The 23,460-nt window shown below is 46.1% G+C and carries 21 protein-coding genes and 1 pseudogene; 14 read left to right on the top strand and 8 right to left on the bottom strand.

Translation table 11 applies throughout. The features are described from left to right. Positions 1-14 precede the first annotated feature (14 nt). Together nirD and EOE65_RS04905 are read left to right on the top strand one after the other, a co-directional pair. Entirely contained in the window at positions 15-359 is a 345-nt protein-coding gene (gene nirD, locus EOE65_RS18110) for a nitrite reductase small subunit NirD (protein WP_206052616.1), read from the top strand. Positions 360-1,180: 821 nt separating this feature from the next. Beyond that, positions 1,181-1,375: a helix-turn-helix transcriptional regulator gene (locus EOE65_RS04905; protein WP_000127614.1), complete on the top strand. Its 195-nt coding sequence runs from the start codon at positions 1,181-1,183 to the stop codon at positions 1,373-1,375. A 72-nt stretch (positions 1,376-1,447) separates the two neighbouring features. On the opposite strand, the pseudogene EOE65_RS04895 reads toward EOE65_RS04905, so the two are convergent. The 3 genes and pseudogenes from EOE65_RS04895 to EOE65_RS04885 all read right to left on the bottom strand — a co-directional run bounded on the left by EOE65_RS04895 (position 1,448) and on the right by EOE65_RS04885 (position 4,140). Next, a pseudogene (locus tag EOE65_RS04895) lies at positions 1,448-2,706 on the bottom strand (ISL3 family transposase). 21 nt (positions 2,707-2,727) lie between these two features. After that, positions 2,728-3,240, bottom strand: coding sequence for a signal peptidase II (gene lspA, locus EOE65_RS04890; RefSeq protein ID WP_003821921.1), 513 nt, complete (start codon positions 3,238-3,240; stop codon positions 2,728-2,730). Positions 3,241-3,243: 3 nt separating this feature from the next. Continuing rightward, a complete protein-coding gene (locus EOE65_RS04885) occupies positions 3,244-4,140 on the bottom strand; it encodes a cation efflux transmembrane domain-containing protein (protein WP_004364974.1) in 897 nt (298 codons plus the stop codon). 95 nt (positions 4,141-4,235) lie between these two features. Here EOE65_RS04885 and cadR point away from each other — a divergent pair, with 95 nt between their 5' ends. Further along, positions 4,236-4,643 (top strand): Cd(II)/Pb(II)-responsive transcriptional regulator, encoded by a 408-nt coding sequence (gene cadR, locus EOE65_RS04880; RefSeq protein ID WP_007148576.1) that lies wholly within the window; start codon positions 4,236-4,238, stop codon positions 4,641-4,643. 96 nt (positions 4,644-4,739) lie between these two features. Here cadR and EOE65_RS04875 read toward each other — a convergent pair whose 3' ends face one another. Genes EOE65_RS04875 through EOE65_RS04865 form a run of 3 tightly spaced genes read right to left on the bottom strand, consistent with a single transcriptional unit; the run spans position 4,740 to position 7,229 of the window. Next, complete coding sequence (locus tag EOE65_RS04875) at positions 4,740-5,981, bottom strand: tyrosine-type recombinase/integrase (RefSeq protein WP_025441390.1); 1,242 nt, start codon at positions 5,979-5,981, stop codon at positions 4,740-4,742. A gap of 1 nt (position 5,982) precedes the next feature. After that, entirely contained in the window at positions 5,983-6,252 is a 270-nt protein-coding gene (locus EOE65_RS04870) for a hypothetical protein (protein WP_067206377.1), read from the bottom strand. A gap of 2 nt (positions 6,253-6,254) precedes the next feature. Beyond that, positions 6,255-7,229, bottom strand: coding sequence for a ParM/StbA family protein (locus tag EOE65_RS04865; protein ID WP_127693188.1), 975 nt, complete (start codon positions 7,227-7,229; stop codon positions 6,255-6,257). A gap of 464 nt (positions 7,230-7,693) precedes the next feature. On the opposite strand from EOE65_RS04865, the gene mobI reads away from it, so the two are divergent. Then, on the top strand, positions 7,694-8,137 hold the full coding sequence (mobI, locus tag EOE65_RS04860; RefSeq protein ID WP_127693187.1) for a conjugative transfer protein MobI(A/C): 444 nt from the start codon (positions 7,694-7,696) through the stop codon (positions 8,135-8,137). A gap of 10 nt (positions 8,138-8,147) precedes the next feature. On the opposite strand, the gene umuC is transcribed toward mobI, so the two are convergent. Then, on the bottom strand, positions 8,148-9,416 hold the full coding sequence (gene umuC, locus EOE65_RS04855) for a translesion error-prone DNA polymerase V subunit UmuC (RefSeq protein ID WP_127693678.1): 1,269 nt from the start codon (positions 9,414-9,416) through the stop codon (positions 8,148-8,150). Between the two features lie 7 nt (positions 9,417-9,423). Then, a complete protein-coding gene (gene umuD / locus EOE65_RS04850; RefSeq protein ID WP_127693186.1) occupies positions 9,424-9,873 on the bottom strand; it encodes a translesion error-prone DNA polymerase V autoproteolytic subunit in 450 nt (149 codons plus the stop codon). On the opposite strand from umuD, the gene EOE65_RS04845 reads away from it, so the two are divergent. The 10 genes from EOE65_RS04845 to EOE65_RS04800 all read left to right on the top strand — a co-directional run bounded on the left by EOE65_RS04845 (position 9,872) and on the right by EOE65_RS04800 (position 23,353). Then, positions 9,872-10,129 (top strand): hypothetical protein, encoded by a 258-nt coding sequence (locus EOE65_RS04845; RefSeq protein WP_127693185.1) that lies wholly within the window; start codon positions 9,872-9,874, stop codon positions 10,127-10,129. The two genes, umuD and EOE65_RS04845, sit on opposite strands and share 2 nt — an antisense overlap. Positions 10,130-10,511: 382 nt before the next feature. Next, positions 10,512-11,417: a 3'-5' exonuclease gene (locus EOE65_RS04840; RefSeq protein ID WP_127693184.1), complete on the top strand. Its 906-nt coding sequence runs from the start codon at positions 10,512-10,514 to the stop codon at positions 11,415-11,417. 87 nt (positions 11,418-11,504) lie between these two features. Next, entirely contained in the window at positions 11,505-11,804 is a 300-nt protein-coding gene (locus EOE65_RS04835) for a hypothetical protein (RefSeq protein WP_127693183.1), read from the top strand. A gap of 317 nt (positions 11,805-12,121) precedes the next feature. Continuing rightward, on the top strand, positions 12,122-13,075 hold the full coding sequence (locus tag EOE65_RS04830) for a WYL domain-containing protein (protein WP_127693182.1): 954 nt from the start codon (positions 12,122-12,124) through the stop codon (positions 13,073-13,075). Positions 13,076-13,144: 69 nt separating this feature from the next. Then, entirely contained in the window at positions 13,145-14,710 is a 1,566-nt protein-coding gene (locus EOE65_RS04825; RefSeq protein WP_127693181.1) for a type I restriction-modification system subunit M, read from the top strand. Further along, a complete protein-coding gene (locus tag EOE65_RS04820; protein WP_127693180.1) occupies positions 14,707-15,921 on the top strand; it encodes a restriction endonuclease subunit S in 1,215 nt (404 codons plus the stop codon). The genes EOE65_RS04825 and EOE65_RS04820 overlap by 4 nt, the downstream gene beginning before the upstream one ends. Next, a complete protein-coding gene (locus tag EOE65_RS04815; protein WP_127693179.1) occupies positions 15,921-17,117 on the top strand; it encodes an AAA family ATPase in 1,197 nt (398 codons plus the stop codon). The genes EOE65_RS04820 and EOE65_RS04815 overlap by 1 nt, the downstream gene beginning before the upstream one ends. Before the next feature lie 8 nt (positions 17,118-17,125). Then, positions 17,126-20,239 (top strand): HsdR family type I site-specific deoxyribonuclease, encoded by a 3,114-nt coding sequence (locus EOE65_RS04810; protein WP_127693178.1) that lies wholly within the window; start codon positions 17,126-17,128, stop codon positions 20,237-20,239. Between the two features lie 102 nt (positions 20,240-20,341). Continuing rightward, positions 20,342-21,601 carry an SIR2 family protein gene (locus EOE65_RS04805; protein ID WP_127693177.1) on the top strand — a complete coding sequence of 420 codons (1,260 nt, stop codon included), beginning with the start codon at positions 20,342-20,344 and terminating at the stop codon, positions 21,599-21,601. A gap of 12 nt (positions 21,602-21,613) precedes the next feature. Beyond that, on the top strand, positions 21,614-23,353 hold the full coding sequence (locus tag EOE65_RS04800) for an ATP-binding protein (RefSeq protein ID WP_127693176.1): 1,740 nt from the start codon (positions 21,614-21,616) through the stop codon (positions 23,351-23,353). Positions 23,354-23,460: the final 107 nt, after the last annotated feature.

The following is a 23,460-nucleotide window of genomic DNA, read 5'->3' as shown; positions in this document are numbered from 1 at the left end:
TAAGGAGATATCGCATGACTCAACCAACTGCAACACAATGGATCACGCTGTGTGATCGGACCGACTTGATACCCTTCTCGGGCGTCGCTGCAAAATGGGAGCAGCAACAGGTGGCTTTGTTTTATCTGCCAGACTTTGAAAACGAAGTGTATGCGCTCTCAAACAATGATCCTTTCAGCCGTGCGAATGTGTTAGCTCGGGGCCTTGTTGGGGATCTGCAGGGGGAGCCTTGTGTAGCATCGCCGTTGTACAAACAGCACTTTTCACTGCGTACCGGGGCGTGCTTAGAAGATAGCAGTGTGCAGGTAACTCGCTGGCCAGCTCGTATCAGAGAGGGGCGCGTAGAGATCGGCCTTTAGCGTGATAAGTGCACAAGAGTTATCACGCCGATTGTGTCTATCGACAAGATCAGGGAAAATAGCTGCCATATTCAATTCATATGGTTAGGCAGCGTTTTCCTTGATAAGGCGTTGCTGGCTCCTGCGCAACGCTAGAAGATAAACACAATGACAAACGGTACCACCGCTCAAGAGGTCGCTACGCGACGCACCTTTGCAATTATCTCTCACCCTGATGCCGCCCAGCCTTTCAACGCTTAAAACCACCTTTCATTGCATACCACAATCACATCTCTACGTACTGAATTTAAAGGCTTTTTGTCTTTTTCTCGTTTCTTTACTTTTCAATGATGTTCAAGCGTAACCTCGGAAAGTGTGTACAAACTTGAGTACAAATTCCGTTTTAGAGGCCTTTGACGAAAATTCTATGACACAAATATGGCTGTAGGCCTTGTGGTTACTGGGTTTGATGAAGAAAGTACCTCTTGCTTTTGGTACTTTGGTTTCGACATTACAAAAGCGGAATATATGCGATCATCTCTAGTTTTATGTTTGTAAGCTTATGAATTTAAAGGGTTCGTTATTGTGGTTTTTGATGTGTCATCGTTGCGAGTGTACAAACAGTGTGTACAAATTTTTCTCGTTAGGCATGTTGATTGCAATTCATGACACAAACCGCCTTGTAGCCCTTGTTATTCATAGGTTTGAGCTGAAAAGTACCTAATAGCAACATTTGTGTTTTGATAAGGCTGATCTTCTGAACAAATCATGCATCTTTCTGACCATCAACAATTGATGAATCAGGCGATGATAGCTTTACATTGACTTTCAGGAGAATGCAGATGACAGCAGTAGCGCACCAGGTAACCCCTTTTCTAACATCTTACGAAGTGATGGCTCGTTACCACATTAGCTATACGACGCTCTGGCGAAGAATAAAAGATGGCAGCTTGCCGCAACCTCGTATCAACCGAAATACACGAAACAAGCTGTGGCACATTGAAGATTTGGAGGAGTATGAGAAGAAAGAGGACTGAGCCTCTTTCTTTTATGGGTATACGGATTTAATGGTTGATGGGCACCTTCACCCCATCAATCTGATACCACCCTCAGATGGTTGATAGATCGACTCCGTAGTTGAGTTCCTCTGCGAAGTCCGGCAGTCCGTAACCGATGGTTTTCTTGTAGAAAGGAGAGACCTTCGCAGTCGGTGCCTTCTTCTTGTGCTTCGTGGTGTAGAGCATTCGTGCCCGCATCACCTCGAAGGAGTAACCACGCCCTTCACGGTTCTTGTCCTTGGCCAGTCGGTTGATGGACTCCGTGTAAGCGTTGGTGACGGGCATGTCCGTCTCGAAGTAGGTCATGGTCTCTTCGCGCCAGTTTCCCACTGCCCTGACCAGATCGCTCCAGACTTCCTTTTGGCCCTTCGGGATGGTGGCTATCCACTCGTCCAGGGCGGCTTCTGCCTGGAGCCGTGTGGTGGCGTCCCAGATGCCGTAGAAGCGCTCCTTGTGCTCATAGGCGGCCAGCAGTTGCGGGAACGCGCCTGTCCAGGTCTCCATGATGAGGCGCTCCCGGTCTGAGACTTCGTGAGCGCAGTCCGGCTCTGGGACGGTTTCAGCTCCTTTCTGAGGCCCTTGCGCACTCTCTCTAGGGCATCGTTGGCCATGCGCACCACATGGAACTTATCGACCACGATACGGGCCTGGGGCAGCACAGCCTTGACCGCTGCCCGGTAGGGGTTCCACATGTCCATGCTGACGATCTCGACCTTCTGCCGGTCTTTCAGCTTCATCAGGTAGTTGGTCACCACGTCCTGGCGGCGGGTGGCCAGCAGGTCGAGCAGGGTTCGCTCCTCAATGTTGGTCAGAATGCAGCGGTAGCGCTTGTTCAGGTATAGCTCGTCAATGCCCAGGATGCGGGGCGTCTCGAAGCGGTGCCAGCGCCCCAGGAACTCGGCGCGGGCGTTGAAGATGTCGCGCACCGTCTTCTCGTCCAGGCCGGTCTGTGCCGCCACAAAGGTGTAGGGGTGGTTGAAGGATTCCTTCTCCACGTACTCATGCAGCCGCAGTGTCATACGGAATCCGTCCACCATCTCCGGTAGCTGGGGCCTGAATGTTGTCTTGCAGGCCCGGCAGGTGTATCGGCGGCGGACCACCCAGAGAGTGACCCGCTTGCCGTGGATGGGCAGATCACGATAGGGAACGTCACGCTTGCCGAACCGTACGAACTCACCCTGCACGCCGCATTCCTCGCAGGCGATGGGATCGGGCACGTCCACCTGGAAGTGCATTTCGTCGTCGGTTGATTTGCAGCCCAGTACTTGGTATTGCGGCAGGTGAAGGATGTTGTCGGGAAGTTCGGTCATGGTGTTGTATAGGCGTAGGTGTCAGTCAGATCCATCCGACTCGGCATTGGTGTTTGCTTTTTTACCCAACAAGCTGCTGGAAACGAAAAGTAAGGCACCGAGGACAATTGCAATATCAGCCAGGTTGAAGGCCGGCCAATGCCAGTCTCGCCAATAGAAATCAAAGGAATCCACAACATAGCCGCGAAAGACCCGGTCAATCAGGTTGCCCATGGCGCCACCGAGGATAAGACTGTAAGCGATGGCTTCTCCTTTATGACGATTTTCAAGGATCAGCTTGATCAGAAAAATCGAGACCACTACCGCGATTCCGATAAAAAAGTAGCGCTGCCAGCCTCCACCATTCGCAAAAAGACTGAATGCGGCACCGGTGTTCCATAGGTGCACCCAGTTAAAGAACGGGGTCACCGAAACATACTCGCCATAGGCCATTGATTGCTGCACCAGCCACTTTACAGCCTGATCAGACGCTGCCAGCAGGCCCGATATGGACAATAGGGCATACGGCGAGAGCTTTTTGCCAATAATGAGCATTATTTAACCCTTCAACGCCAAAATGCGTCTGGCACCGTTAAGTACAATGCCCCCCGCGATGGTGCCGATAATCAGATCCGGATAATTGGAACCGGTCCACGCGACCAGGGCGCCGGCGGTGATGACCCCCAGGTTGATCACCACGTCGTTGGCCGAGAATATCCAGCTTGCCTTCATGTGCGCCCCGCCTTCCCGATGTTTGGATATGAGCAGCAGACAACTGGTATTGGCAATCAATGCGACGAATGCGATAGCCATCATCACCAGCGATTCAGGCTCACTACCGAATACAAAGCGTCTCACCACCTCTACGAGCACGCCCACAGCCAAGATCAGTTGCAGTACACCAGCAAGATGCGCGGCACGTACCTGCATTTTCACGCTATGTCCAACCGCATAAAGGGCAAGCCCGTACACCGCCGCATCGGCAAAATTGTCCAGGGATTCTCCAATCAGGCCGGTGGACCGGGCGATCAGACCGGCAGTCATTTCCACCACGAACAGAAGTGCATTGATGCCGAGCAACCAGCGCAGGGTCCCGGATTCTTGCTTAGCAGAAGCTGCCGAAAACTCGGCGGCCTTGATGGTCTCCGGATTTGCAGCGACGGTTTCCTGAAGCGAGGCGCCTAGCCCCAAGGTCTTCAGTTTCGAGGTGACGGGCTCGACCTCGCCGTCATGCACGACCTTCAGCCGGCGGTTCGACAAGTCGAAGGACAGCGCCCGAATCTCCTCAAAGCCGTTCAGGGCTAGGCGAATCATTCGTTCTTCTGATGGACAGTCCATCTTCGGCACGGCATAAACACTGACCCATCTCCCTGGCGCCTCGGAGGAGGCCTGTATATCGGTATCCGCTGCGGACGTTGCATCACCGCCACAGGCGCCACCACAGGATTTGCTCATGATACGACTCCACTTGAACAATGTTGTGGTACCATTTTAAACTATAAAGCTACTATAAGGTCAATAGAGTAAAGAATCCGTTGGGGAGGAGGCTGATGCGCATTGGTCAGTTGGCGCAGTTGGTAGGGGTCGAAACACAGACGATCCGCTTCTATGAACAGCAGGGCTTGTTGCCGCCGCCTGATCGGCAGGACAACGGTTACCGTGTCTATACCGAGAAGCATGGTGAGGGGCTGGCCTTCATCCGTCGCTGCAGAATCCTGGGCCTGTCACTGGCTGAGATTCACGAACTACAGAGCTATCAGGACGACCCTCATCAGCCTTGTACCGCCGTCAACACCTTGCTCGATGATCACATCTCTCATGTGCGGTCGCAGATAACCGCTCTGCAAGCGCTTGAGAAACAACTCGTTTCACTGAGAGCGAGTTGCAACGATGACCGGGAAGTTGAGGCGTGTGGGGTTCTTGCTGGAATTAGCGAAGGAAACATGCACCAGCAGTAGGTGAAGCATCAACCAGATAATCCGATGAGATGCCGGTCTGTCTCACTCTCATGCAAAGGTAAGATCAACCATTTAATCCGCTTACCCTCTTTTATTTTATTGTCCGAAACGCCAGTTGAATGGAAAGCCTGTCGGCTCAATGATGGTTTCTAGTTGTTGATACCAAACGTCGTAAGCATGACGCATTTCATCCAGGTACTGATATTGGTTGTAGATAGCATCCAACCCTTTTTTGCTGTGGCCAATCATCAACTCGGCAACTTCTTGCGTCGTGATGGCCGACATTCGTGTTCGCATCGTTCTGCGAAGATCATGCATAGACCAATGCTCCATCTCAATACCAAGCGATCTGCGAGCCCAGATTTTCACATTGTTAGGAATAGTGGTATCAAAGCCATTTGTGGCAAGCTCTTCCTGTCCGTTCGCGGGAAACAAGTAGGTTGATTTGCTCATCTGCATCGCCAGTTCAATCAGCTCAATAGCTGGCTTAATCAATGGCCGCATGATCGGCGCTCCAATTTTCTCACCTTGTTTGCGGATCTCTATGGGCACTGTCCACATTGCAGATTGCAAGTCAAAGTGATGCTTTTCAGCTTGAATGAGTTCGCCCTTGCGACCGCCCAATAGCAGAAGCAATTTAATGTAGATGCGATTCTTCTCAGTGATTTTTGACTCATGCAAATAGCGCCAAAGTATCCTGATCTCGTTATCGTTTAGCACCCGAGTTCGTTTACCTTTCTTACCACCGACTTTCTTTGCTGTGATCCCTGCGGCAGCGTTAATTTCCAAAATTTGTTCATCAATCAGCCAGTCATAGAACTTATGCAGTACAGACACTAGGCGTTCTGTGTTTGAAGGGGACGACTCCGAAACCTCACGAAGACAGTTTCGCAAGGACAATTCATTGATGTCAGTTAATGGGTACTTGCCAAGTCGGGGCAGCAAATATATTTCACTGCTGCGTTTTTGGTAGTGCCACGTTTTCTCCTTTAGCCCTTGCTTACCGGCAGAGTCTATCCAGTCTCGAAAAATCGATTCGAAGCTTTGATTAGCAGAATACTTAGCCCGTTCCTGCTGTAGGTAGAGCTTGGGGTTTCGACCTTGATCAAGTACTGCCCTTAACCTATCCAGCTCATTCCTGGCTTCAGCAAGCTTCATAAGTGGGTAAGTACCAATGTCTACCCGCTGTTGCTTGCCATCGAAACGATAACGAAACTGAAAAACAATTTTGCCCTTGGGCGATACCCGAGCACTTAGCCCATCTCGGTCGGCTTTTACTACGGTTTCTTTTGCTTCTTTATTTAACCTGGCATCGAGCCAGCTAACTGATAACGCCATGTTATAAGCCCAGCCCTAGTTTTGATTTTAATGATTGTTTACGTGATTCTGCTTTGGGTTCTGGCGCTGTACTCTCAGAAGTAACTTCACCATCTGGTGCAAGACCATCCACCGGTACAGATGTCGTGGATAGATTGGGTTGGCTCATGTGAATTAACCCAAAGGTGGCCAGCATCCTCAGACGCTCAGCACGTTCCCGTGGCGGCGTCTTTTCCAATTCTTTGAGCAGTTCAGGGTGGCTCCCTGGGGGAATGTTGACGACAACTCTCATGATCACGCCCCATAAAACCAGAAGCCTCGGACGTTCGCCAAAACAGACTGCTCCGGCACGATTATCTTGCTTCGTGAAAAAATCTCCTTGGCCGCTTCCTTATACGCCAAGGCTCCACCTCCGGCGATCAATACCAAGTCCGCATTGATGCTTTCGTCACGCATGGATTGGCGCATGGCTGTAAGAGCAACAGGCGCTACCTTTTTCATGGCAGCATTCAGGTAAGGTGAAATATCGACTTTTTCTCCAAACAGCAGAACCTGCAAGTCGCCGGTTCTCATGGCTTTTTCAAGTCGATCCATTCCGACTTTGGCACCATGATCTTCCGAAATCAGCTTATCAATGGTTTCCAGTAGCACGGACATTGCCTGAAGGCTGGTTCCTGAAGAGCTGTAGCGAATTTCTCCGGCCTCAAGAGCAACCCAATCAACAGAAAAGAAGCCGGGGTCTATGACGACGACGCGACCTTCTTCAATTAAGCCCAAATCACCACCTGTTTGAACCAGATCCATATAGGCACCGGCAGGCTGCGGCAGCACTTTGACGTCATGAACGGTGATGCTGCGCTTAGGCGTCACTTGATGAACACCTTTTAAACGCTTCACAAGGTCAGACTTACGTTGTGGTTCATGAAACTGGGAAACCGGTAATCCAGTGACAACCAAATCGATGGAATCTGTTTCAGCCATTAACAAGGCGGCATGAAAAAGCGCCTTATAGGTTTTTGTGGTGGGATATTCCGGGTGAAGCTCTCGTTCCCAGCCTTGAAGGCGTCCAGCAGGAACACCAGCGGCCCAACGCTCATTATCGACAGACACATACAAACAAGATTCATCATCGCCTCCACCGATACGCTCCGGCATACGATCCGCAGGACCGGCACCCGCAGGCAGAATAATGGTTTTCGGTTCACTGCCTGATTGGCCAATTGCCAGCTTCAGGTTCGAGTAACCGATATCTACGCCTAGTACAAACATACTTATCTCCTGTGCACTCAAAGTGCTCTAACGGTTTTCAATCAACCGCACTGGTCACGCTTGGGCTTTTCCAAGTGCTCTGGCGGTTCACTCAAATGTCATTATCAGGATTCGGTGCACTGGCGGTGGGCAGAAAGGTGACAAATCCTTTCATCTATCTGCCTATTGCATTTTCGCAAAAGTATGAGAATAGGCTCTGTTTGGCGGCGGATGACTGAGCTAAAAAAATCGAGATGCCAAACGTCGTTTGCATTCTGGCCTGAACTCGCCAAACGGTTTGTATCTTCATGACGATACGTCTTTTCAGGCATTTTTATGTGAAATCAGCCTGTATCCCTTGTCGGGTATGGGATTGAGCGAGTCGATTTATATCGAGACGCCAAACAGTGATTGTTACGGCAGTTTTACGTTTGGCGTTTCGATCCAAAAGCCAAACGGATAGTAGTTTTGGCTTTTGGGGTTAATTGGATGGGGAAATTGGTTTGGTAGAAATCGTCAATGAACAATGGAAATCAGAAGTATCAAATTTATTGCAGCAAGAAACGGACAGGCTAAAAGCACTGGCACGAGCTGAAGTTGATGACTTTTGGGTTACCCACTACAAGGTTCGTGAGAATGCGCCCTTTAAAGATTGGGGGCTGCTTGGTGTCCGTATCAGAGACTTTAAGTATGGCTTTGGCATAGAGTGGTACATCAACAGTTTTCACGGTCAACGAGGCAAGCGCGTGGTCTTTAGCAAGGGACTGCGTATTTCAAAGACGAAGCTGAGATACGCATTTTTGGACTGCCAAGGTCTAGCCAAAGAATGGGAGTTAGCGCTGGCCATGGAGAAAGAAGAATTTTTCAGTGATATTCGACGCCAGGTTGATAAGCTCAACATGCTGCGTCGCAGAGTGAATGCCTACTGAGTTAACAGCGCTACTTCACTCGCGGTAACTGGTCCCAGCGTGTTGTATAAGCGGGAGACAAATGCTCTCGCTTCATCGACCAATCTTTCTTCGTACCTTGTCCAGCAAAGAAAACCTTTCCGGCACCGCTTTGGTTAATGGTGTCCAATACTGACATTAACTGCTGGCTATTAGAGCGGGTCGATACGTCATCGAATAGTCCTGATTGAAACATACCAGGATCGTAAAAGTCAGACAGCATGACGCCCGCTTTGGCATAACGAAAACCATCCTTCCAAATCCGCTTGAGTAAGTGATTGGCCAGCTCGATAAAGTCCCGCGTATCGCAACTGGGGATCAGCAACTCACCCGATGCAGAGTTGCTGTACTGCGGCTCGTTGTCCTTAAAGGGGCTGGTACGTATAAACACGGTCATCACTTTGGCTTGCTGCTGTTCTTTGCGAAGCTTCTCCGTGGCGCGGGTTGCGTATTCGCATATGGCTTCACGTAAGAATTCAAAGTGCGTCACTTTTACGCCAAATGAACGGCTACAGACAATTTGTTTCTTAGTTGGCGGGATCTCTTCAAGTTCAATGCACGACTCACCATTGAGCTCTCTGACGGTTCTCTCTAAAACCACCGAGAACTGGTCTCTGATGGCTCTAGGATAGGCATTGGCGAGATCTAAGGCTGTGGTGATACCCAAAGCATTTAAACGCTTAGAAAGCCGTCTACCAACGCCCCAAACATCATCAACCGGGACTAATGCGAGCAATCGACGTTGCCGATCTGGATTGGTCAGGTCTACAACCCCCTGAGTGGCCGGATATTTTTTGGCGGCATGGTTAGCCAGCTTGGCGAGTGTTTTAGTCGGTGCAATGCCTACACAGACGGTGATCCCAATCCAGTGGCCTATGCGCTCTCGCACTTGTTGTCCGAACTCGACAAGAGATATGGCAGACTCTATACCGGTTAAATCTAAAAACGCTTCGTCGATGGAGTAAACCTCTACTCGTGGTGCCATCTCTTCCAAAGTGCGCATCACTCGGCTGCTCAAATCTGCGTACAGCGCATAGTTGGACGAGAATGCCAAAATGCCATGGCGCTGCATTTCAGCTTTGATTTGAAAGACGGGTACGCCCATTTTTATACCGAGTGACTTAGCTTCACGCGACCGTGCAACCACGCAGCCGTCATTGTTGGACAGCACCACAACCGGCGTATCTTTTAAATCAGGACGAAACAGCTTCTCACAACTGGCGTAAAAGTTGTTACAGTCCACCAAGGCAAATACTGGCATGGGATAGTCACGACTTGCGGCGCATGTTTCGCACCACATTGGTGACCACACCAAATATCTCCAACTCTGTTCCTTCAGAAATATGAATGGGCTCATACGCCTGGTTTCTTGGGATCAGCATGACGCACGGCCTTAGTTGAAGCTCCTTTACCGTGAGTTCTCCATGGATTCCCGCTATGACAATGTCACCGTGTTCTGCTTGGACAGAGCGATCAACTACCAAAATATCATCTGGGTGAATCCCGGCATCAATCATTGAATCACCTTCAACACGCACAAAGAACGTTGCAGCCGGTCGCTTGATGCACAGCTCGTTGAGGTCGAGCGTTTGATCAACATAATCCTGCGCTGGTGAGGGAAAACCAGCAGAAACACGTTCCATGAACAATGGAATACGAAGGCGCTTGGCTTTGATGAAGGCAAGTGCGCCGCTACGGCCTATCAGCGAGACACTCATGACGAACCTCGAAAAATTACAATTGATACTGTTTGTTTATACAGTATCTAATGCTATGCTGATTTCTACAAGTAAAATTGTAGGTAAAACTGTAGTTGTTCGAGTAAGACGTTGTGTCGTGAGTGATTTATTTCTTGTGTTGAAAAGCTTGATGTGGGGATTGCTCGCCCTCGTCAAAGCCTGCAAGGCTTGGACAATACTGCTTCTGCCTACTGCTCTTGTTTCTGTTACTGATCCTGTTACTGCTACTGGTTAACGCATGGGTCAAGTAACCGTCAGACAAGGCTTGTTGAACCCTTCGCAAAGGGTTTAAAAACAGTTAGTAAAATTCTGCTTCGTATTGAATTTACTGGCTTAAAGCGAAGTCAGGAGCATCATTAAAATGCTCAGTCGAACTCAGTTAAAGCCTTTTTCAACCGTTTGAAAAGGGGTTGGCTAAGCCATACGTAAAGGGTATCGGTAAGGGTTACCTAAACGGTTTGGCAAAGGCTTTCTGAAAGGCTTAGCCAAAGCCTTCATACATGGGTTCACCCAGTAGAAAGATTAAAAAACGCTGAGGTATCCAAGGTGCATTTTGAAAAACCTGTGGCACAGTGAAATAACCCAAAGCGAACAATAGAATTGAAGAGGAACCATCAATGACAAGAGCCCCAGCGCCATTTCCGCTAGAGCGCATCGCGGATATCCCAGAAAGACCAGAAGATTTTAGATTGCTGGAACGGATTCCTTTAACGCGTGAGCCGCAGTCTTGGCCACTTGAACTCTCTCCTGTGGTCGGTGATGAACAGCCAATGGTGCTGCTCGATACAGAGACAACCGGACTGTCTGCCGATGACGAGTCCATTATTGAGCTTGGTATGGTTAAGGTGCTTTACAGCCCATCGGCTAAGCGAATTGTGTCGATTGTTGATGTGATCAGCCTGTATGAAGATCCCGGCAAGCCAATCCCCGAACTGATTACCGAGTTAACCGGTATCACCGATGATATGGTGCAAGGCCAGCGCATTGATGATGCAATGGTTGCGAGTTGGTTATCCGATGATCCGCTGGTGGTTGCGCACAATGCACAGTTTGATCGTCCTTTCTTTGAAAAGCGGTTTGCCGCATTAGGCCATCTATCTTGGGCCTGTTCAGCCAGTGGCATAGATTGGAAGGCGCTGGGTTTTGAAAGTCGAAAGCTTGAGTACCTGCTGCTTCGCTTAGGTTGGTTCTATGAAGGACACCGAGCTGCAACCGATTGTTTGGCGATGGCCTGGTTGTTTCATTTGTTGCCCGAGTCCGTTGCAAACTTGTTGTCTGAAGCAGACAGGCGAACTGTGTTAGTTCGTGCGTTTGGTGCGCCGTTTGACGTAAAGGACTATTTAAAAGAGCGTGGTTACCGCTGGCATGACGGTGTTAAAGGTGCCAACAAACATTGGTGGCGCGAAATCAGCGAAGACGAGTTGCCGCAGGAACAAACTTACCTGGATGATTTGTACCATCGTGGCTCAGAACATGCCCACTATGACTACAAAGATGCCCGCAATCGATTTAAAGCTTTGTAGCTCTCTATAAGGTAAGCCTTGCATATTTGAAAACCTCTGGAAAATGGAAAGTGAACTCATGGTTTAACCAACAAGAGGAATCTTTCCATGTACCAAGACACCTACATTGAATACTGGGGCGAAATCTTCGTCTCTGCCCGCATCATTGAATTTGGCATCACGTTCGAGCGCTTTCTTAAAGATCCATGGAAGCACTTAATGTCCTGTGGCCAAGAGTCTGCACCGGACGCGATTGCTGAAGGGATGCTGCCATTGCTTCCAGCCCAGGCAGAAGTTGCCAGGCGCATTCGGGAGAGTGAGCAACGAGCCCTTATGTCTACAGGGTCGGACAAAGGGGTATCTCATCGCGGTAACATCGTGGTGCCACTGGTTCGGGTAGCGCATTGATAGTGGCTATCATCGATGGCACCAAACAAGGTCTTCACGCCCATACCTGAGCGGCAATTGCAATCCAGATCAAAAAGTTGCCGCTTAGTCTTCCCTACAAAACAATTTGTGATAGGATGATACCTAATAAAATTAATTAGGTTGAAGCCTATTCAGTGTTTTATGGCCATCTGTCCAGCTTCAACCGGTAGAGATTGCTAAGTCATTGCGGATGAAGAGCAGCATTGAGTGATGCTTTTCAATGTGATTACGCGATGTCGGTCGTTACTTGATAAACAGAGTCTTAAGAATCTGGTTGAATTGGATAAACAAGACGCATGACAAATGATGCTCTGAAACAAACGGTAGCAGCGAGTTTACTCGCTAAAGAAAGTGCGAAAGGAAAGCCAGATAGGCTTTCGCAGATAGCGCAGTTGCCACAAGCAACCAGGGATCGTATTGCCCACATCGATTTCACCTTATTGTTTAAGGGCGAAGCGGTACGGGCGGATTTAGTCGATCGCTTCAGTATAGCCGCCGCACAAGCAACGAAAGACTTCACAATGTACAGAGAGCTTGCACCAGGCAACATTGAGTATGATCAAAAGCTCAAATTGCATAAACGTGGTGAAGCATTTGAACCCCTGTTCGACTATGACGTTGTGAGAACACTGGCAACCATCAGCCAAGGTTATGGAGATGGCTTCACTGGAAAGGTAAAGCCACCTCTGGCTTGTGAAGCGCCTTATCACCTTAACAAGCCAAGCCTATCTATAGTGGCAAAGGTCACCGAGGCCATCCACAAAGGCAAAGCCTTGCGTATCACCTATGTGTCGTTATCGAGCGGTGAAACAACGCGTGAAATCGTGCCGCATACGCTGGTGGATAATGGCCTGCGTTGGCATGTTCGTGGTTTTGACCGCAAGCACTGTGAGTTCAGAGACTTTGTACTGACCCGAATTAAAGCAGCGGTTGTGATTGAAGACTCAAGGTTATCTGAAGCTGAACTTGAAACCCAAGACCGGCAATGGAACAGATTTGTAGAGCTGGAGTTAGTGCCGCACCCACGCATAGAGCACAGCGAAGCGATAGAGCTGGACTATGGCATGACGGGTGGCGTTCTAAAGGTTGAGATTAGAGCAGCAACCGCTGGGTATTTGCTACGGCAATGGCATGTGGATTGTTCCAAAGCACACAGCCTTGAAGGCACTGAATACCAACTTTGGTTAAAGAATACTCCGACACTCTACGGGGTCGGAAATTTGAATTTAGCTCCAGGGTTTAACGAATGATGTTCGACGACAGTGAACATTGCGTAACCCATAAACGAATTATGACGAATTAAAAGCAGGAATTAACAAATGACAAGTTTACAACAACGTGCTGAGCTTCAACGACAAATATGGGCTATTGCTAATGATGTGCGAGGTTCAGTTGATGGTTGGGACTTCAAGCAGTACGTGTTGGGTACTTTGTTCTATCGTTTTATCAGTGAGAACTTTGAGCTTTACATTACTGGCGGTGATGAGAGCGTTAATTATGCTGCCATGTCTGACGATGATGAAAACATTCTGGCTGCTAAAGATGATGCAGTTCGCACTAAAGGATATTTTATCCTTCCTAGCCAGTTGTTCAGCAATGTGGCGGCTAATGCACTCAAAAACGAAAATTTAAATACGGATTTGGCAGCAATTTTTGCGGCAATCGAAAACTCAGCCAATGGCTATGATTCAGAAAAAGACATCAAAGGCTTGTTTGCGGATTTTGATACCACCAGCAATCGTTTAGGTAATACGGTTACTGCAAAAAACGATCGTTTAGCAAAGGTATTAAAACGAGTGTCTGAGCTTTCTTTCGGTGAGTTTGAAGACAACCAAATAGACTTGTTTGGGGATGCCTACGAATTCCTGATTTCAAACTATGCCGCCAATGCGGGTAAATCCGGTGGCGAATTTTTCACCCCTCAGCACGTTTCAAAATTGATCGCACAGCTGGCCATGCACGGCCAAACCAGCGTCAATAAAATCTATGACCCTGCGGCGGGTTCGGGCTCGTTGCTTTTACAAGCTAAAAAGCACTTTGATGCGCATATCATTGAAGATGGTTTTTTTGGCCAAGAGCTCAACCACACCACTTACAACTTAGCGCGTATGAATATGTTTTTGCACAACATTAACTACGACAAGTTTAATATTCAGTTGGGTGATACCTTAACAGAGCCACATTTTTTGGATGACAAGCCGTTTGATGCCATTGTCTCTAACCCCCCTTATTCGGTGAAATGGATTGGTAGCGACGACCCCACCCTAATCAACGACGACCGCTTTGCGCCCGCAGGTGTACTCGCCCCAAAATCAAAAGCAGACTTTGCTTTTGTATTACATGCACTAAGTTACCTATCAAGCAAAGGCCGTGCAGCGATTGTTTGCTTCCCTGGTATTTTTTACCGTGGTGGTGCTGAGCAAAAAATTCGTCAATATCTGGTTGATAACAACTATGTCGAAACCGTGATTTCACTGGCACCAAACCTGTTCTTTGGCACCACCATTGCCGTGAATATCTTGGTACTGTCCAAACACAAAACCGACACCACCACGCAGTTTATTGACGCCAGCGGCGAGGCGTACTTTAAAAAGGAAACCAATACCAACGTAATCACCAATCAGCACATCGAAGACATCATGAACGTGTTTGCCAGCAAAGAGGACGTGGAGCACTTTGCCAAATCCGTTGATTTGGACGTCATAGCAGGCAATAGCTACAACCTTTCGGTAAGCAGCTATGTAGAAGCGAAAGACAACCGTGAGTTAGTAGATATTGCAGAGCTTAATGCCGAACTTAAAACTACCGTTGCTAAAATTGATGCGCTTCGCAGTGATATTGATGCCATTGTGGCAGAGATAGAAGGTGAGGAGCTTGAGGCATGAGTCAATTGAACTATTTAGAGAAACTGCTTGATGGAGTTGAGGTCGAGTGGAAGGCGCTAGGAGAAGTATGCGACTTCAAGAACGGGTTCGCGTTTAAGAGTAGCTTATTTAAAGAAGCTGGTTTACCGATAATTAGAATTACTAATGTGGATGGGAAAAACATATCCCTAGACGATGTTAAGTATTTTGATCCGTCTGACTATAAGGAAAATACAGCTTCCTATGAGATTAGCAAAGGCGATATTTTAATTGCGATGTCTGGTGCTACTACAGGGAAAATTGGTTTTTACGCTCACGAAAGCCCCGCGTACCTGAATCAACGAGTAGGTAAGTTTTTACCCAAGCCAAAAATCCTTAACAATAGATACTTGTATCACTATCTTCTTTCAAAGGTTGAGCAGATTTATGTGATTGCGGGTGGCGGCGCACAGCCAAACCTTAGTTCAAATGCACTAATGGCCAAAATTGAAATCCCAATCCCATGCCCAGATAACCCAGAAAAATCGCTGGCAGTACAAGCTGAAATAGTGCGAGTTCTGGACGCATTTACCGCCATGACCGCCGAGCTGACCGCCGAGCTGACCGCCGAGCTTAACCTACGTAAAAAACAATACAACTACTACCGCGACCAGTTGTTGGGTTTTGAAGATGGCGAAGTTGAGTGGAAGACGTTAGGTGATCTTGCAGAAAATCTAGACTCAAAGCGCAAACCAATTACCAGTGGGCTGAGAGAAGCTGGAGATATTCCATACTACGGCGCATCTGGTATTGTCGATTATGTTAAGGATTACATATTTGATGGTGATTACTTATTAGTCTCTGAGGATGGCGCAAATCTATTAGCCCGTAATACTCCTATAGCATTTAGTATTAGTGGTAAAACATGGGTAAATAATCATGCTCACGTGCTCAAATTTGAAACTTATGCGGAGAGAAAGTACGTTGAATACTATCTGAATAGTATCGACTTAACTCCTTACATTTCTGGCGCAGCGCAGCCCAAGTTGAATAAGAAGAACTTAGGAAGTATCAAAATTCCAAATCCAGCTCCAAAAGAAAAAGAACGCATTGTGGCTATCTTAGATAAATTTGACTCCTTGGCCTGTTCTATTAAAGAAGGTCTGCCCCGCGAAATCGAGTTACGCCAAAAGCAATACGAGTATTATCGTGAGCTGTTATTAAGCTTCCCGAAATCTGAAGAGGCAGCTTAATGAGTAAAACGCTAACGGAAATAGCAGAACAGCTAAAAGCACGCCAAAACAAGGTGCAGTTGATCTATGCCTTTAATGGCACAGGTAAAACACGTTTGTCGCGTGAATTTAAACAGATCATCGCGCCAAAGGAAGATGGACTTGATGGTGCAGAGCAAGAGCCATTGTCGCGCCACAAGATTTTGTATTACAACGCGTTTACGGAAGACTTGTTTTACTGGGATAACGATTTATATGCGGATGCAGAGCCGAAGCTAAAAATCCAACCCAATACATTTACCGATTGGATTTTGCAAGAGCAAGGGCAAGACATGAACGTGATCAGCACGTTCCAGCGTTATGCCAACGATAAACTAACACCACGTTTTAATCCGCAATACACGGCTAAAGACAAAGACGGTAAAGATGTTACCGTCAAAGCCTTTTCTGAGGTGACGTTTTCACATCAAGGTGGCGATGACGAGCCGGATAGAAAAATTAAAATATCAAAGGGTGAAGAAAGTAACTTTATTTGGAGTATTTTTTACTCATTGCTCGAACAAGTGATTAGCATCTTAAATGTACCTGAAGATGCTGGCCGCGAAACTGACCAGTTTAATCAATTAAAGTATGTGTTTATTGATGACCCAGTGAGCTCGTTAGATGACAACCATCTAATAGAGTTGGCTGTTGATTTAGCTCGTTTAATTAAGTCGAGTGATTTCGCTATTTCTGGTCTTAAATTCATCATCACCACTCATAATCCGCTTTTTTATAATGTTTTGCATAACGAGTTTAATCGAGCACCCAAGTTCGTTTTGCGCAAGCTCGATGATGGCAAGCATGACCTGATTGAGCAAGAAAATGATTCGCCCTTCTCGTATCACCTGCATTTAAAGAATGAGTTAATGAAAGCGGCAGACTCAGGCGATATCCACAAATACCACTTTAATTTTTTACGAAATGTGCTCGAAAAAACCTCTACGTTTTTGGGGTGCGAAGAGTGGGGTGAGCTATTGCCCGGTGTCAAAGGTAATAGGGCTAACGGGCAAGTAAACCCCTATGCACGGGTGATTAATTTATATAATCATGCAAAACACGCAGGCCATGAAGTGGCCGAAGTCGAAGAAGATCATAAGCGCGTCTTTAAGTTTCTAGTGAAAGAGATAGACAATATTTATAAAGGGATGCGCGCTCCACAAGGGACACAGGCTTAGGAATAGATATGGCAGAATACAAAGCAATCGCAGAGTCTAAAAATTATATTGTTTTAGATAAATACACACGCCAAGACCAAATTGCTGAGGGCTACCAGAGCGAGGGTGATTTAGAGCGTGAGCTGATTCAGGACCTAAGCAACCAGGGCTATGAGTATTTACCGGCACTAACCACGCCCGATGCCATGCTGGCGAATGTGCGCAAGCAGCTACAAGCCCTCAATAAGGTCGAGTTTACCGATGCCGAGTGGGCTCGCTTTTGCGAGCAATACCTAAACACACCAAGCGACAATATTCTTGATAAAACCCGCAAGGTGCACAGTGACTATATTTTCGATTTTGTCTTTGATGATGGCCATATAGAAAATATATACCTGTTCGACAAGAAAACCATTGCGCGCAACAAAGTGCAGGTGATTAAGCAGTTTGAGCAAACGGGAAGTCATGCCAATCGTTACGATGTGACGATTTTAGTCAATGGTTTGCCTTTGGTGCAAATTGAACTGAAAAAGCGTGGTGTGGCGATCCGTGAGGCGTTTAATCAAATACATCGCTACAGCAAAGAAAGTTTTAATACAGAGAACTCGTTGTACAAGTTCTTGCAACTTTTTGTGATCTCGAATGGCACCGACACGCGCTATTTTGCCAATACCACCAAGCGCGACAAAAACAGCTTCGACTTTACGATGAACTGGGCGAAGTCAGACAATACGCTTATTAAGGATTTAAAAGACTTTACGGCGACTTTTTTCCAGAAAGAGACCTTGCTTGAAGTGATTTTGCGTTACTCTGTGTTTGACGTCAGCAATACCTTACTGGTGATGCGCCCTTACCAAATTGCGGCCACTGAGCGCATTTTATGGAAGATAAAGAGCGCGTTTAACGCTAAAGACTGGGCTAAGCCAGAGAGCGGTGGCTACATTTGGCACACCACGGGTTCAGGCAAAACACTCACCAGCTTTAAAGCGGCACGTTTGGCCACCGATTTAGATTGTATCGATAAAGTCTTTTTTGTGGTGGATAGAAAAGACCTCGACTATCAGACGATGAAAGAGTATCAGCGCTTCTCACCTGATAGTGTGAACGGTTCAGACAGTACCGCAGGGCTTAAGAGTAACCTGGATAAAGACGATAACAAGATTGTTGTTACCACCATCCAAAAGCTCAACAACTTAATAAAAAGTGAAAGCGATTTAGCTATCTACAACAAGCAAGTGGTTTTTATTTTTGATGAGTGTCATCGAAGCCAGTTCGGTGAAGCGCAGAAAAACCTGAAGAAGAAATTCAAAAAGTACTACCAGTTTGGTTTTACCGGTACGCCAATTTTCCCTGAAAACGCCTTGGGTGCTGAAACCACGGGCAGCGTGTTTGGCCAGCAGTTGCACACGTATGTGATCACTGATGCCATTCGTGATGAAAAAGTACTCAAGTTCAAAGTGGACTATAACGATGTTCGTCCGCAATTTAAGCGCATCGAGACTGAGCAGGATGATAAGAAGCTTAGCGCCGCAGAGAACAAGAAAGCGTTCTTACACCCGATGCGCATTCGTGAAATCTCGCAGTATATTCTGAGCCATTTTAACCAGAAAACGCATCGAGCCTATTCTGGTGCAAAAGGGTTTAACGCCATGTTTGCGGTAAGTAGTGTTGATGCAGCGAAAGCCTACTATGAAACCTTCAAAACATTGCAGGCCGAGGCCGAAAATGGACCTACAAGTAAACCGCTGCGCATTGCGACTATCTTCTCATTTGCAGCCAATGAAGAGCAGGACGCCATTGGTGATATTTTAGATGAGAGCTTTGAAGTAAGTAGCATGAACAGCAGCGCAAAAGAGTTTTTGAGCGCCGCGATTAATGATTACAACGCCATGTTTAAATCTAACTATGGCGTGGACAGTAATGGCTTTCAGAACTACTACCGTGACCTTGCCCAGCGCGTGAAGAATCAAGAAATAGATCTGCTCATAGTGGTGGGGATGTTTTTAACGGGCTTTGATGCGCCTACGCTTAACACCTTGTTTGTTGATAAGAATTTGCGCTATCACGGCTTGATGCAGGCGTTTTCTCGCACCAATCGCATTTATGATGCAACGAAGACCTTTGGCAATATTGTTACCTTTCGGGACTTAGAGCAGGCAACCATTGACGCCATCACCTTGTTTGGTGACAAAAACACCAAAAACGTGGTGTTGGAGAAGAGCTACAAAGAATACATGGAAGGTTTTAACGATATTGCTACTGGCCAAGCACGTCGAGGTTTTGTTGATATCGTAAAAGAGCTGCAAGAACGTTTTCCAAACCCAGAAAATATTGAAAAAGAACAAGATAAAAAAGAATTTGCCAAGCTGTTTGGTGAATACCTAAAAGCAGAAAATATTTTACAAAACTACGATGAGTTTGCTGGATTAAAAGCACTGCAAAGCTTAGATACCAGTGATGAACAAGCTGTTGAAGCGTTCAAGTCAAAGTACTATCTGGATGACGCTGACATCGAGGCAATGCAAACCATCGATATGCCAAGTGAGCGTGCTATTCAAGATTATCGCTCTACCTACAACGATACCCGCGACTGGTTGCGACGCGATAAAGAAGGTCAGGACAAAGATAAGTCATCGGTAGACTGGGACGATGTGGTCTTTGAAATTGATTTGCTTAAATCGCAAGAAATCAACCTCGATTACATTCTTGAACTGATTTTTGATCACAATAAGAAGAACAAGAGCAAAGAAGGCTTGATTGAAGAAGTCCGCCGTATGATCCGCGGTAGCCTTGGCAATAGAGCGAAAGAGAGCTTGGTGGTTGATTTTATTAACCAGACAAACCTAGATGAGATCAATGACAAAGCTAGCATTATCGACGCTTTCTTCAAATTCGCCCAGGCGGAGCAGAAGCGCGAAGCCGATGCCATTATTGCCTCTGAAAAGCTCAATATCGATGCTGCCAAACGCTATATTGCGTCATCACTCAAACGTGAGTACGCCTCTGAAAATGGCACTGCACTTAATGAGGCGCTGCCCAAACTTAGCCCATTGAACCCACAGTACCGAACCCAGAAGCAAACGGTTTTTCAGAAAATTGCCGCTTTTGTTGAAAAATTCAAAGGTGTGGGTGGGCAGATATAAGTGTTATTACGTGCTGTTCAGGAAGGAAGTTAAATAGCACAAGCGTCTGAAATTTATTGGTTTCTAGGCTGGTTGTCTTTTACGTGGAAGGTGAATAAAAAAATGGAAAGTGAAAACATAGTAAGGTTTTTGTCATCAGACATAAAAAGGAACTCCGCGTCTTCGAAGAGAGAGCCAATCGAAATTGATCTTTCTAATGATGACTTAGATGACGAGCTGGCCACATTTTTTCGTTTTATCAATAAAGTTTTAGATACTGATAACTTAGTCATACTGGCTGGTTCAGGCACGTCTTTAACATTTAATAAGCCTTCTCAGCAGAACCAAGCGCCTATTGCTCCAAGTATGTGGCACCTTTGGGATTATTGTAATAAAGCAGATGAGAATCTTTTCCAATTGGTTTTGAAGGCAACAAATTATGATGCTCTTCAAAAACATCGTGAAGCAAACGGAGATGCAAAGCCAGACATTGAACTATTATTGTCTCTTTGCGATTCCTCTTTAGCCGTTGGGAACCTTTCAAATCAAAGAACTAATCAAGTAAGTAAATTCCTTGAGCAAGCCAAAAACATAATTTTAGCTAAAACCACCTTTACTGAATCGATCCCTGAATCAGACTGGGTTAGTCATGATAAATTTATGCGTGCAGTAGGTAGAAGGAGTGCTCAGCAACAACGACTTAAACTATTCACGACTAATTATGACTTGGCTTTTGAGCACGCTGCATCAAATACTGGTTTTGTTGTTATTGATGGTTTTGAGTTTTCTAACCCCTCTTTTTTTAATCCTATGTGGTTCAAGTATGACATAGTGAACCGTGGGCACTCTAAGAGCAGTGAAGGCGCATACATATCCAATGTGGTTCAGCTATATAAGATGCATGGCTCTGTGGACTGGAGAAAATTTAACGGCAGAGTTAGAAAGCTAGGTGCTGATAGCAAAATTGGTGAACCTGTTTTTATCTATCCAAGCAGTAGAAAATATCAGACATCTTATGATTCTCCTTACTTAGATATGATGACTTCTTTTTTGGAAGTAGTTAAACAACCAAAAACGGCTGTACTGTGCCTAGGTTTTGGTTTTAATGATAAGCATATAAATAATGCGCTGACTATGGCGCTTAGGACTAACCCTGAGTTTATGCTGATGGTTGCAACGAAAGACCCATTCAGTGTAACGGGTTCATTCAATGATGAGATTAGGAATCTGCTAATGGCAGCTATTGACCATGGGGATGGCAGAATCGCAATAATGGATTCAACGTTTAAACAGTTTTCTAGTCTGCTACCTGAACGAAGATCAACAACTCCCGAGGACGAACTCTTCAAAGCATTTGAAAAAATCACTGCGAGTATTAAATAAGGGAGACTATTCATGGAGAGGAAAAAGTGGTTTTCCCCTTACGATCCAACAAGACGGATTGGTAGCGTCATTAGCGTATCTGCAACCGAGCTTATTATTAACTTATCTAAAGCGGGATCTGGTGAGCCCAGTTGGTCATTCGGAAATCGGATAGCCGCTGGTGAAGTAAATGAATTTGTATTCATCGACATAGGTGAAACAGCGATACTTGGGCGCTTAGTGAAAGTGTGGATTGAGGGTGGAGAGAGATTAAGTGTTGATGGTTTGGCGGATAAACCATCTGAAAATCACCCAATTGGACTGGTTCAATTATTAGTGAGTTTGAACCCAGCTAATGGTCGTAACTACAAAGGAATTAAACAGCATCCGAGATTAGGTAGCCAAATATATTCAGCTCACCCGTATTTGGTAGCAATAATCGCTGAAGGTAAACAAGATGAGGAGCCTGGCCAAATCCATTTACCGTTAGCTTCACTTCCGCATGATGAATCCGTAACTGTTCACGTTACCCCTGAGAAATTGTTTTCACGCCATTGCGCAATTTTAGGAGCAACAGGTGGCGGGAAAAGTTACTCGATGACAAACATCATCGAGCAAGTGATTAAGGCTGGAGGAAAAGCAATTATTATTGACCCCACGGGGGAATATGAGTCACTTGGCTGTGATAGTTACTATGTTGGGAATCATGCAAATGCAACTCCATTGAATCAGTTAACTTTTCCACATTGGCAGTTTACAGACTTGGATATTCGAGCCTTTTTAAGGCCTTCAGCGCAAAGCCAAGCTCCTAAACTGGAGGCAGCTATCGAGAGTCAGAAAATAGTGTGGCAATTTTGGCAGCAACAAAATCATGGCCTTGATATCAATGCAAATTATCTCTTGAACAAATCTGGGCAAGCAAAGGCTCCTTACGAAGCTGCTCTATTATCTATGAATAGCTCTATCCAGACAGCTCCATGGATGTTTAAATACATTGCTGACCAAATTGTAAACGAGTGTGTGTGGCCAAATGGCGGTAATGCTAATAATCCTAACCCTACCATTTGGGGCGGTAGAGCTGATAATGATGTTGGCCACTGTTTAAACCTGATAGCTCGGATTAAAGCCTATTCAAACAACCCAAATTTAAAATGGATGATTGACCCAGATGATAAATTAAAGACATTACCTAATCTTATTGATGATTTCTGTTCGCCAATAAGTAGCAATAATGTGCTGAGATTAGATCTTTCTGAAGTTCCATTTGAAGCAAACTCAAGAGAAATACTTGTTAATGCCATTGGTAGAAAGTTGTTATCTGTAGCCAGGCAAGGTGCAATAAATCATGGTGCACCTCTATTAGTATTTATTGATGAAGCTCATCAATTTCTCAATAAGCGAATTGGTGAAGAAACGAACAGGTTTGAGTTGGATGCCTTTGGAAATATTGCTAAAGAAGGTAGAAAGTATGGTTTAAATACCATCATTGCTACTCAGCGACCACGTGACATTCCTGAAGATGTTTTAAGTCAGATTGGTACACTTATTGTACATAGGTTGACCAATCAGCTGGACCAAGAAATTGTAAAAAAGGCTGTTGGCGCTATTGATCAACGTTCAGCATCTTTTCTCCCTGTCTTGGGTCAAGGAGAAGCATTGTTATTAGGAGTCGATTTCCCATTTCCTATGACTGTGAAAATGAAACGTCCTGCAAATGCGCCAACTTCGAAAAGCGCTGGCTTTTCTAAAAGTTGGAAACCTTTGCAAAATTAGTTTCAATTAAGAAAAAACTGCTTCGCCACTTCCTAGTCAAATAGGTGCGGTTCTTTTACATCTAATTCACCGCCGGTGAGTTTATGAACCTTCACACTATCGTGTCG

The sequence above is a fragment of the Neptunomonas marina genome, assembly GCF_004005935.1.
In the GTDB taxonomy this organism is placed as follows: Bacteria; Pseudomonadota; Gammaproteobacteria; order Pseudomonadales; family Balneatricaceae; genus Neptunomonas; species Neptunomonas marina.
Note: the sequence above shows the minus strand (reverse complement) of the source record. Positions and strands in the feature narration are given on the sequence as shown.